This is a genomic window from Flavivirga abyssicola, assembly GCF_030540775.2.
GTDB lineage: Bacteria > Bacteroidota > Bacteroidia > Flavobacteriales > Flavobacteriaceae > Flavivirga > Flavivirga abyssicola.
This window is the reverse complement of record NZ_CP141266.1, coordinates 2,843,376-2,855,660: the sequence shown is the minus strand read 5'-3', so window position 1 is coordinate 2,855,660 and position 12,285 is coordinate 2,843,376. Positions and strand designations below refer to the sequence as shown.

The 12,285-nt window shown below is 32.3% G+C and carries 7 protein-coding genes; 6 read left to right on the top strand and 1 reads right to left on the bottom strand.

Features of this window, described 5'->3' with window-relative positions; all coding sequences use genetic code 11:
- The first annotated feature begins 28 nt into the window (after positions 1-28).
- Both fucP and Q4Q34_RS12035 read left to right on the top strand, forming a co-directional pair.
- A complete protein-coding gene (gene fucP / locus Q4Q34_RS12040; protein ID WP_303318059.1) occupies positions 29-1,372 on the top strand; it encodes an L-fucose:H+ symporter permease in 1,344 nt (447 codons plus the stop codon).
- 11 nt (positions 1,373-1,383) lie between these two features.
- Complete coding sequence (locus Q4Q34_RS12035) at positions 1,384-1,731, top strand: L-rhamnose mutarotase (RefSeq protein ID WP_303318426.1); 348 nt, start codon at positions 1,384-1,386, stop codon at positions 1,729-1,731.
- A 63-nt stretch (positions 1,732-1,794) separates the two neighbouring features.
- Here Q4Q34_RS12035 and Q4Q34_RS12030 read toward each other — a convergent pair whose 3' ends face one another.
- Entirely contained in the window at positions 1,795-6,039 is a 4,245-nt protein-coding gene (locus Q4Q34_RS12030) for a hybrid sensor histidine kinase/response regulator transcription factor (protein ID WP_303318060.1), read from the bottom strand.
- Between the two features lie 89 nt (positions 6,040-6,128).
- On the opposite strand from Q4Q34_RS12030, the gene Q4Q34_RS12025 reads away from it, so the two are divergent.
- The 4 genes from Q4Q34_RS12025 to xylA are packed head-to-tail and all read left to right on the top strand — an operon-like array spanning position 6,129 to position 12,269.
- The gene (locus tag Q4Q34_RS12025) at positions 6,129-7,127 is read left to right on the top strand and encodes a GntR family transcriptional regulator (RefSeq protein WP_303318061.1); all 999 of its coding nucleotides are present in this window, start codon (positions 6,129-6,131) and stop codon (positions 7,125-7,127) included.
- 1 nt (position 7,128) lies between these two features.
- Positions 7,129-8,616, top strand: a complete 1,488-nt coding sequence (locus Q4Q34_RS12020) for a xylulokinase (protein WP_303318062.1) — start codon at positions 7,129-7,131, stop codon at positions 8,614-8,616.
- A 4-nt stretch (positions 8,617-8,620) separates the two neighbouring features.
- Positions 8,621-10,933: a glycoside hydrolase family 31 protein gene (locus Q4Q34_RS12015; protein ID WP_303318063.1), complete on the top strand. Its 2,313-nt coding sequence runs from the start codon at positions 8,621-8,623 to the stop codon at positions 10,931-10,933.
- 10 nt (positions 10,934-10,943) lie between these two features.
- Positions 10,944-12,269, top strand: coding sequence for a xylose isomerase (gene xylA / locus Q4Q34_RS12010; RefSeq protein WP_303318064.1), 1,326 nt, complete (start codon positions 10,944-10,946; stop codon positions 12,267-12,269).
- Positions 12,270-12,285: the final 16 nt, after the last annotated feature.

Here is a 12,285-nt window from a genome sequence, read left to right as displayed (position 1 = left end):
ATTTATACATTAACTAAAAACGATAATAATGAGCAAACTTAAGAATATACCCGTGGTTCCAAAAGAGCTATTGGTTCCATTTATAGCAGCAACCTCAATCTTTGCACTTTGGGGATTTGCAAACGATTTAACCAACCCGATGGTCGCTGCTTTTAAAAAGGTTATGATTCTTTCTAATAAAGAAGCCTATAATGTACAATTTGCATTTTATTTTGGCTATGGTGTCATGGCTATTCCAGCCGCTCTTTTTATAAGAAAGTTTAGCTATAAATCTGGTATTTTACTTGGTCTTGCACTATATGCCATTGGGGCCGTACTTTTCTACCCAGCGGCACTTGAAGGAAGTTATACATATTTTTTAATTTCTCTTTTTGTTATTACATGTGGACTTGGGTTTCTTGAAACGACATCCAATCCTCTTATATTATCAATGGGAGATCCATCAACTGCTACACAACGATTAAATCTTGCTCAATCCTTTAACCCTATAGGGTCACTAACAGGAATGATGATTGCAAAGTTTGTAGTACTTGACAGAATTTTATCGGCAGATTATGACGATAGTTCAGAAATTGTTGCCCTTGGTGCTGAGAAAGCCGCCGAAATAAAGGCATATGATTTAGATATTATTAGTACGCCTTATATAGCCGTAGGTCTATTTGTTGCTTTGGTTTTCTTTATAATTTTGAAAACTAAAATACCTTCAATGGCTATGGGAGAAAGCTTATCTATTAAAGAATCTGTTAATAGAATTTTTAAAAGTAAAACCTATCTAGCCGGAGTTATTGCTCAAATGTTTTATGTTGGTGCGCAAATCATGTGCTGGACAGCAATTTTTCAATTAGTTGAATATATTAATGAAGGCTCGAATGAAGCTGACAAAATTGATGGTACTTTTTGGAATATTGCAGCTATGATTCTATTTGTATCAACAAGATTTGTAGGTACAGCTTTAATGAAAAAAATAAACCCGGCAAAAATGCTAACGTATTTTGCTATTGCTGGAGCTGCTTTATGTCTTGGAGTTATAATGACAACTGGATTAACAAGTTTAATTTGTTTAGTATTAGTTTCTGTTTTTATGTCTATTATGTTCCCAACCATTTATGGTCTGGCACTTAAGGATATGGGAGAAGAAGTAAAACTAGCGTCGTCTGGATTGATAATGGCTATAGTAGGAGGTGCTTTTTTACCTAAAATTCAAGCTGCCATAATGGATTTTGGAGATACAATAAATGGTGAAGAAGTTTTTGGTGATATTGTATCTGGTGGGATTACAGAAATTCATTTTTCATTCATACTACCAATGATATGCCTACTATTTGTAGCACTTTATGGAATTTACGCTTATAGAGCAACTAAAACATCTTAAATTTTAAAATGATGCGTACTAAAAGATTTTGTTATTCATGTGATTTAAAGGATAACCCCAAACTTATAGCTGAATACAAAGCATACCATGCAGCAGGAAATGCATGGCCAGAAATAACAAAAAGCATAAAGGATGCGGGTATTGTTGATATGGAAATTTACTTAACAGGAAACAGAATGTTTATGATTATGGAAGTTGATGAAACTTTTGATCCTGTTAAGAAATCTAAAATGGATGCTAACAACCCAAAAGTACAAGAATGGGAAAGTCTCATGTGGAATTACCAACAAGAACTACCTTGGGCAAAAGATGGAGAAAAATGGATTGCCCTAGAAAAGGTATTTAAATTGGGGGATTAATAGCGAATCAATTTTTAATTGATTAAAATAGAGCTAATAACAATATTAGCTCTATTTTTTTTATTATTTATCGGCCTTGTTACTTAAATTTTGGCTAACATATTCGCTAGGTATAACTCCAAACTGTTTTTTGAAACATTTTGCAAAGTATGAAGCCGTATTAAATCCAGTCATATGCATAATTTCTTTAACTGAAAAATCACTTTTTTCGAAAAGCTGAACAGCTCTTTTTAAACGAATATTTCGAATAAATTCACTCGAAGATAATCCGGTTATCTCTTTAAACTTCAAATACAAATTACTACGGCTATGTCCCATCTCTCTCACCAACATTTCTACATTAAAATCAGTATTCATCATATTTTTTTCAACAATTTCTATGGCTTGTTTCAAAAACCTCTCATCCATAGACGTTACTGTTACCTCTTGAGGTTGTAATGATATATCACGATTAAAACGTTTTCTTAACTCCTCGCGGAATTTTAAAATATTACTCAATTTTAATTCTAACAACTCTACATCAAAAGGTTTCCTAATATACCCATCAGCGCCTATTTTCAATCCTTTTATTTCTGTTTCTTGAGATAGTTTAGCCGTTAACATAATAACTGGAATATGACTGGTTTCCTTTCTAGTTTTTATTTCTTCACAAAACTCAATACCATCCATTATTGGCATCATAATATCCGTAACAATAATATTTGGCATTAATTTATTAGCCAGCTCTAAACCTACTTTTCCATTTTCGGCTTCATAAATATTGTACTCTTCACCAAGAACTCTTTTAATAAAACTTCTAATGTCTGCATTATCATCTACAATAAGCAATACAGGTAATTTAGACCTCGCTTTAGATAAATTACTATCAACTAGTTCATCATTAATACTGATCGCAATAGAATCGGTTTCTGAAGTACGAACATAAAAATCAACCTCGGATGCATCTTTACAGCTAATCTCGGGAATATCATCATAAACCTTCTTTTCTACAGGTAATCTAACAATAAATGTCGTACCATCATTAGGCTGACTCTCTACTTTTATACTTCCTTGATGTAACTCAACAATATCCTTTGTAAAAGAAAGACCAATTCCAACACCTTTTGGATTAGAATTATCTTTATCGGTATAAAACCTTTCAAAAATATTAGGCAATTTACTCGCTTCAATTCCTATACCGGAATCTTTAACCTTTATATCAACAAAACTTAAATCATCCTCATCGTATCCATTAATAAAACCTTTATCTTTACTCAAGGCTATCTCTACCTTTATACTGCCTTTTTCTGGGGTAAATTTAAATGCGTTAGATAAAAGATTACTCATTATTTTTTCCAAAGCATCATGGTCAAACCATGCCTCTAATTCCTCATCAGATGTTGTTAAACTAAACGATATTTGTTTTTTCTGAACCAAAAATTGAAATGGCTCGCATACTTCTCTTATAAAGTTAGTAATGTTACTTTTACGCATAACCAACCTCATTTTTCCTTGATTGATTTTTCTAAAATCCAATAACTCATTAACCAACTTCAATAAATAATCACTGTTCTTTTGAATAAGCCTATATTGTTCCTGGATGACGTTTTTATCTAGTTTCCCTACATTTTTTTGTAAGTACTTTAAAGGCCCTTTAATTAACGTAATTGGTGTTCTAAATTCGTGAGATATGTTTGTAAAGAATTCTAATTTAATCCTTTGTAATTCTTCTGCTTTTTCTTTTTCAAAATGATCGATTTCTAATTGATGTTTTTTAGTAGTTTTAATTATTGTAAACCTTCTAAAAAGCAATAAGAACCCAATAATGACCAGACTGTAAAATAAATAAGCATAATTCGTTAGCCAGAACGGAGGAATCACTTCTATTTTTATTTCTGCTGGTGTCGAATCCCAAACACCATCATTATTTGAAGCCTTAACCATTAAAGTATAGATATTAGGTCTTAAATTGGTATACGTAGCAAAACGTTTATTCGCAGTTGTATAAATCCAATCTTTATCAAAACCTTCTAACATATAAGCAAACTGATTTTTCTGTGGAGATGCATAATGTAAAGCGCCAAATTCAAAAGAAAAGCTATTTTCTTGATATTTTAACCTAATGTCTTTTGTTTCACTTATCGTTTTATCAAGAATAACGCGACCATTTATCTTTTCTCCAATACCTACAGTTTCGTTAGAAATAGAAAAATCCGTAATTATGGTTTCTGCTTCTACAACATTATCTCTAATCTCATCAGGGTAAAACGCATTAAAACCGTTTATACCCCCAAATAATAATTGTCCATTTTTACGCTTTAATCTTGCTAATTCCTGAAACTCATTATTTTGAAGTCCATCATTAGCATCATAATTTTTAAATACCTCTTTAACAGGGTCAAACTTGGAAAGTCCTTTATTTGTAGATAACCATAAATTACCTTCGTCATCATCTAAAATCCCTTTAATGACATTATTTGGCAGCCCGTCAACATCCTTGTAAGACTTGAATCTATCCGAAGAACCATCCTTAGAAGGAATAAATTTATTGAGTCCGCCACCTAGCGTTCCAATCCAAACATTTCCATCTTTGCTTTCAAAAAGTTCCAGTATATAATTATGACTTATACTGGTACTATCTGAAGGGATATTTTTATAAACATCAAACCTCGGTTTTTTTTTGGTTAACTGATTCGGTTTTAATTTACACAACCCATTACCAGTAGCAAACCAAATATTACCCTTACTATCTTCAAAAATATTTCTAATAATATTACTCGAAATACCTAAGGAATCTTTCTTATCATGAGAGAAGAAATCTTCTTCATAACTATCGCTAGACTGGTCATACAACCAACGACTTACTCCTCCATTATAAGTTCCTATCCAAAGGTTTTTATAACGGTCTTCTAATAATGCAAAAACACTCGATTGAACCGGTCGGGAAATCTTTATATCACTCTCTTTTATATTTTCTGGATCCGTGATATCTAATTGATGTAGACCAGAAGTGTTTTCTGCCCCCATTATCAATAACTTTTTATTGTCTCTTTCAATTTCAATAGTTACATAAGAGTTTAATATCGTTTTAAAGTTCACAAACTCTAAATAGTTATTACTTCCTGGAGGTAACATATTTAACCCGCCCCCTTCTGTTCCTATCCATAGAGCACCATTACTATCCTCAAAAATAGATCTGATTTTATCATAACTAAGGCTTTTAGGATTTAATGTTTTCTTTACATGCTCAAACCTTTTTCTCTCAGGATCAAATTTGTTAACCCCTCCACCATTGGTACCCGCCCATATAATTCCTGTGGCATCTATTTCCAATGATTTCACCATATTTTTACTTATGCTGTTTGGATTTTTTGGATCATATGTAAATTGATTTAAAAATTTTGGACTTTTAGTACTTTTAGAATTATCAAAGAGCAATAATCCCTTGTTCGTTCCAACCCAAATATTATCATCTTCAACAAGGATGTCATTTATAAAAGCTTTATGGCCGTTTTTCGCCTTACGTGCTTCGCCCTTTTTAGTTAACACATATAAACCAAACGTAGTACCAATTAATAAACGGCCATGATTATCTTCATCTATATCACGAACAGGGATTCTTGGCAAACCAATCCAGTCATTTATTAATATAAAATAAGTATCTCCGTTTTGATCTCTGGATAATTTATAAATTCCTCTTGAACCACCTACCCATATCTGACCTTTACTATCTTCAAAAATTGAATGCACATTATTATCTCCAAAAACAGACATTAATCTTCCATGATCCAAATTAAAATGTTCGAACTTAATTGAATCTAAAGGTCTGTTAAGATCAGCTAAATCTAATCCATCTATGGTGCCTACCCATAACCTGTTCTTGTTATCGACATAAATAGAGCTTATATGATTATTTACTAAGCTATTCCCGTTACCTTCTTCATGTAAAAAATGAGTAAACTTTTCTAATGATTTATCAAAATGGTTAACCCCTTTACCGGTAGTACCTACCCATAAATTCCCATCTTTATCACCAGCAAGCGAAAAAATCAAATTACTATTTATACTATTAGGATTATTTGAGTCTGGACTATAAATAGTGAAATTATACCCATCGTATTTATTAAGCCCCTCATGAGTTGCAAACCACATAAAACCTTGATCATCTTGATAAATACTATTAATATCGCTTTGAGACAAGCCATCATCAGTTGTTATATGGTCAAAATAGATACCGTTCTGACTACCGGCATCATAGATTCCCGAAAAGAATAAAAATAAATAGGTAATTAGGCAAAAACAAAGTTTTTTATTTAAATGAGAGTACATGAATGTTATAAAATGTTTGTCAAATATACCAAATTAAAAATGTTTTTTTTATACATTTACAAACCAGAACAGAACAGTACAGTTTTAACATGAAAAATAAACTTATTTTTAACATTGATATTAATAGCGATATCCCTAAATACCAGCAATTAATCAATGCTATAAATGATGCCCTAGCAAACAACACCATACTTGTTGGAGACATGTTACCTTCTGTGAATAGTATTTGTAAAGAATATAAACTATCAAGAGATACTGTTTTTAAATCTTACACCATATTAAAAGAACAAAAAGTAATAGATTCTGTTCCAAATAAAGGGTATTATGTAGCAAATGTTACCAGAAAAATACTTTTAGTGTTAGATACATTTAAAGCCTATAAAGAGGTTTTATATCATTCTTTTATAAATAATTTACCAGATAATATTATAACAGATGTTCAATTTCATCATTACAATATCGAAAATTTCAAAACGATATTAAATAATAGTAAAGGAAAATATTACAAGTATGTTGTTATGGGGTTTGACAATAAAGCAATCTCCTCTGTTTTAGATGGCTTTAGAAACGAAAAACTACTTTTAATAGACTGGAATATACATTCTAAAGTGGACAACAATTATGTATGTCAAAATTTTGGTGATGCGTTTTTTAATGCATTAAAAGATGCTCAAGAGTCATTCAGAAAATATAAAGAGATTCATTTTGTATATCCAAAATTCACTTTTCATCCCATAGAAGCCATTTCTCATTTCGAGAGGTATTGTAACGACTTTCAATTTAAATATAAAGTCGTTACAGATGTAAAGAATTTCAATATTGAAAAACATATTGCTTATATAAGTGTTAGCGATCGTTTTTTAGGAACATTTTTAGAACAATGTCGTAGTAATGATTTGGAACCTGGAGTCGATGTAGGATTCTTATCATACAACGAAACCCCCATGAAAAAATTTATTTATAAAGGTATCTCTGTCATTTCAACCAACTTTGAAGCTTTAGGGCAAAAAGCAGCTGAATTCATTTATAAAGATGAACCTATGCAGATTTATATACCTACTAATTTAATATTAAGAGAATCATTGTAACATGTATTATATAGGATACGATTTAGGAAGCTCTTCTGTGAAAGTTGCGATTGTAAATGCGAAAACAGGAGAAAAATTATCAACATTACATGAACCACAAAATGAAATGGAAATTATTGCCATTCATTCAGATTGGGCAGAACAAGATCCAAATGTGTGGTGGGATTATGTATGTATTGCTACAAAAAAAGTTATTAAAGAGGCTAATATCGACGCTTCTTTAATTTCTGGTATTGGAATTTCTTACCAAATGCACGGTCTGGTTGTTGTGGACAAACAAGGCACTGCTTTACGTAATTCTATCATTTGGTGCGACAGTAGAGCTATTGATATTGGCAATAAAGCATACGATGCTTTAGGACATAACCTTTGCTCTGAAAAATTATTAAACTCTCCTGGAAATTTTACAGCATCTAAATTAAAATGGGTTCGTGAAAATGAACCAGAATTGTATTCAAAAATCTACAAGTATATGTTACCTGGAGATTTTATTGCTTACAAACTAACAGGTGTTATAAACACTACAAAAAATGGTTTATCTGAAGGCATTCTTTGGGACTATGAAAATGATTCATTAGCAAACTTCTTATTGGAACATTACGGCATTGATCCTTCATTAACGCCAAATATTGTAGATAATTTCACAAATCAGGGAACCGTAAACGAAAAAGGAGCAGCAGAAACCGGATTGCCTGTTGGAGTTTCTGTAAACTATAGAGCTGGCGACCAACCAAACAATGCATTGTCTCTAAATGTATTCAATCATGGTGAAGTTGCAGCAACCGGAGGAACTTCTGGAGTTGTTTATGCCGTTACAAACACATTAAAATCAAAAGAAGCTTCGAGAATCAATCATTTTGCACATGTAAACTACACAAAAGAAACCCCTACCCTGGGAAAATTATTGTGTATCAATGGTGCTGGTATCCAATACCGTTGGCTAAAGGATAATCTGGCTTGTAATTCTTATGAAGACATGAATAACAAAGCCAATGAAATTCCTGTTGGTTCTGATGGTGTTTGTGTTATTCCTTTTGGAAATGGTGCCGAAAGAATGCTAAACAGTAAAAACATTGGTTCTCATTATTGTAACCTAAATTTCAACAAACATAATAACGGACATTTATACCGTGCAGCTTTAGAGGGCATAGCTTTTTCCTTTGTTTATGGTATGGAAATTATGAAAAATGACAATGCAACAATTAATGTGATTAGAGCTGGAAATGACAATTTATTCCGTTCAGAAATATTTTCAAATACAGTAGCAACCTTAATCGGACATGAGATAGAAATTTATAATACAACAGGTTCTGTAGGTGCTGCAAGAGCTGCTGGCTTAACTGATGGTGATTTTAAAACGTTTGGTGCTAACATTACAAAAAATGATCATGTTATGACCTATACACCTTTAAATAACAAAGAACCTTATTTGGAAGCCTATAATAACTGGAAAAAAGAATTGGATAATAAGTTAACAAATTTTAATTAAAACCATGATTATTTTTAAAAACAAAAATTTCATATTTATTTTATCATTGCTATTCATAACATATAGTTGTGACAAGCCTAAAATAATACATAATGATAATGGTGTTGTTGTAGATTTTTCAAAAACAGACAACTTCCCAAAAGGTATAAAAACAAGTATTAATGTTCTTTCTCCAACAATTATTAAAATTACTACTGGGAAAACAGATTCTATCCTAAATATCCCAAGTTTAATTGTAAATGAATTTGTAAAAAAACCTGTAGATTTTAACATCAAAGAAACATCCCAATATCTTGAAGTAAGTACAGATAGTTTGATTGTAAAATTAAACCTTGCAAATGGAGCTATTAATTTTACCGATAAAAATAAAACGGTTCTTTTGACCGAAAGTGGAAAAGAAATTTCTCCATTTAAAAACCAAATTGTTGGGCAGCAAAACAGTATTAAGCAAAATTTTAGTTTTTCAAAAAATGAAGTTCTTTATGGTTTAGGACAACAAAACAAGAACACATTAAATATTAGAGGTCAAAAATTTATATTAGATCAACAAAACACAAAAATATCGGTCCCTGTTATCCTTTCAACAAAAGGATATGGATTGTATTGGGACAATTATTCTCGTTCAACTTTTGACGACACTAGTGACACTACATATATCGCTTCAGAAATTGGTGATAAAATTCAATATTATTTCATAAAAGGAACACGTTTAGATCATGTCATTTCTGGTCTAAGAGACCTAACAGGTACTGCTCCTATGGTTCCTAAATGGGCTTTAGGTTATGTTCAAAGTAGAAATCGATATAAAAATAGAGAGATACTCATGGATGTTGTAAAAAAACAACGTGAACTCAATATTCCATTAGATGTAATTATATTAGACTACCTGCACTGGGGGGACTCAGGATTTGGATCCATGATATTTGATCCAGTTGATTTTCCTAACCCTGAAGAAATGATACAAGAATTACATGATAAATACCATTGTAAAATTATTACTTCAGTCTGGCCTTCTTTAAAAAAGAACATACCCAATTGGAAACTGTTTAAAAAAGATGACTTATTACTCGACCTTGATTTAGGAGTGTTCGGACAAGTTCATGATGCCTTTAATCCTGAAGCAGGTCAATTATATTACGATTTAGTCAAAAAAAGCTATATAGATAAAGGCATTGATGGTATTTGGTTTGATGCTACCGAACCTGAAAAACTTGAGAAATTTGAAAAAACACAATGTTACTTAGGTCCCACCGCAAAATTTTTAAATCTGTTTTCTTATTTCGATATGAAAAACGTTTATGAAAGACAGAGAGAAACTGCTAAAAACAGAATCGTAAACTTAACACGTTCTGGTTTTCTAGGTCAACAAAAATTTGGAAGTATCTTATGGTCTGGTGACATTGGCATAGATTTTAAAACCTTAAAAGAGCAAATACCTACTGGGTTAAATCTTTGTATGACAGGAATTCCTTATTGGAATACAGACATTGGCGGTTATCTTGGCGGAGATCCCAACGATCCAAAATACCAAGAAGTATTTACCAGATGGTTTCAATACGGAACCTTTACGCCTTTCTTTAGGGCTCACGGCCGTAGAGAACCAATTAAAACGAGAGATGGAGAAAATGAATTATGGTCGTATGGTACTAAAAATCAAGAAATTCTTAAAAAATACGTAAATCTAAGATACCAACTCCTACCTTATATCTATACTATTTCCCATAAAGTAAGTACAGAAGGCTATACAATGATGCGTGCTTTAGCTTTTGATTTTATGGATGATAAAAATGTACATGAGATCAATGATCAATTTATGTTTGGAAATTGTATCATGGTTTGCCCTGTTCTTGAAGAAAATGCAACTAAAAGAAGCATATACTTACCCAAAGGATCGAAATGGTATAATTTCTGGACAAATGAAGTTTATGAAGGCGGACAAACCATTGAAACTGAATGCCCTATTGAAACCATACCTTTATTTATAAAAGGAGGTTCCATATTACCAATGGGAGAAATCATGCAATACGCAAACGAAAAACCTAATACAGAAATAGAGCTAAAAATTTATCCCGATACAGATGCTACATTTTTATTATATGAAGATGAGAATGATAATTACAATTATCTGGATGGAAAATTCACTCAAATTCCTATTTCCTATTCAAAACAAGATCAAACATTAAAAATAGGTCCAACAAAAGGTGAATTTGATAACATGCTAACAAAAAGGAATTTCAATGTTACAATAATAGGTAAACAAAACGGTGATAAAATTACAATTCCTTATAACGGAACAGAAATAAACTATAAATTATAATATAATAATAATGATTTTACTTGGCGACAAAGAATACTACAAAGGTATTGGCGAAATTAAATTTGAAGGAAAAGAATCTGATAACCCATTAGCATTCAAATACTACAATCCAGATCAAGTAGTTGCAGGAAAAACAATGCGTGAGCATTTTAAGTTTTCCGTGGCATATTGGCATACATTCTGCGGACAAGGGTCTGATCCTTTCGGCCCTGGAACACAAAACTTTGAATGGGATCAATCTTCTGATCCTGTCCAAGCTGCCAAAGACAAAGCCGATGCAGCTTTTGAATTTATAACTAAAATGGGATTTGGATACTACTGTTTCCATGATTATGACTTAATCCAAGAAGCCCCCACTTTTGCAGAGTCAGAAAAAAGACTACTAACCATTACAGAGTACTTAAAAGGAAAACAAGCAGTTTCAGGCACAAAATTACTTTGGGGTACAGCGAACTGCTTCTCAAACCCACGCTATATGAATGGGGCTTCAACAAACCCAGAATTTAATGTGGTTGCCAGAGCTGGTGGTCAAATTAAATTAGCTTTAGATGCTACCATTGCCTTAGGAGGCGAAAACTATGTGTTCTGGGGTGGTCGTGAAGGCTACATGTCTTTATTAAATACAGATATGGGACGTGAATTAGACCATATGGGACGTTTCTTAAATATGTGTAAAGATTATGCGCGTGCGCAAGGATTTAAAGGGAACTTTTTTATTGAGCCTAAACCAATGGAGCCCTCTAAACATCAATATGATTTTGATTCTGCTACAGCTATAGGCTTCTTAAAAGAATATGGTTTAGATAAAGATTTTAAAATCAACATCGAAGTTAATCACGCTACTTTGGCGCAACATACTTTCCAACACGAATTGGAAGTTGCTGCAAAAGCAGGCATGCTAGGAAGTTTAGATGCAAACCGCGGGGATTATCAAAACGGATGGGATACAGATCAATTTCCTAACAACATCCAAGAAACCACAGAAGCTATGTTAGTTTTCTTAAAAGCTGGTGGTTTACAAGGTGGTGGCGTTAATTTTGATGCAAAAATAAGAAGAAACTCAACAGACTTAGAAGATGTTTTTCATGCGCATATTGGTGGAGCCGATACGTTTGCTAGAGCCTTATTAATTGCCGACAAAATCATGACGTCTTCTCCTTATGAGGCATTGAGAACAGAACGCTACAGTTCTTTCGATTCTGGTAAAGGCTTAGAGTTTGAAAAAGGGAACTTAAACCTAGAAGACCTATATAAAATAGCTCAAGAAAATGGTGAGCTTCCTTTAAAAAGTGGAAAACAAGAATTGTTTGAGAACATTATTAATCAATATATATAACCAATAAAATCATAAA

Bases quoted from the DNA above. Each gene is read 5' to 3' on its own strand.
- Q4Q34_RS12035 (WP_303318426.1), top strand. From the start codon at position 1,384: ATGCGTACTAAAAGATTTTGTTATTCATGTGATTTAAAGGATAACCCC.
- fucP (WP_303318059.1), top strand. From the start codon at position 29: ATGAGCAAACTTAAGAATATACCCGTGGTTCCAAAAGAGCTATTGGTT.
- xylA (WP_303318064.1), top strand. From the start codon at position 10,944: ATGATTTTACTTGGCGACAAAGAATACTACAAAGGTATTGGCGAAATT.
- Q4Q34_RS12015 (WP_303318063.1), top strand. From the start codon at position 8,621: ATGATTATTTTTAAAAACAAAAATTTCATATTTATTTTATCATTGCTA.
- Q4Q34_RS12025 (WP_303318061.1), top strand. From the start codon at position 6,129: ATGAAAAATAAACTTATTTTTAACATTGATATTAATAGCGATATCCCT.
- Q4Q34_RS12020 (WP_303318062.1), top strand. From the start codon at position 7,129: ATGTATTATATAGGATACGATTTAGGAAGCTCTTCTGTGAAAGTTGCG.
- Q4Q34_RS12030 (WP_303318060.1), bottom strand. From the start codon at position 6,039: ATGTACTCTCATTTAAATAAAAAACTTTGTTTTTGCCTAATTACCTAT.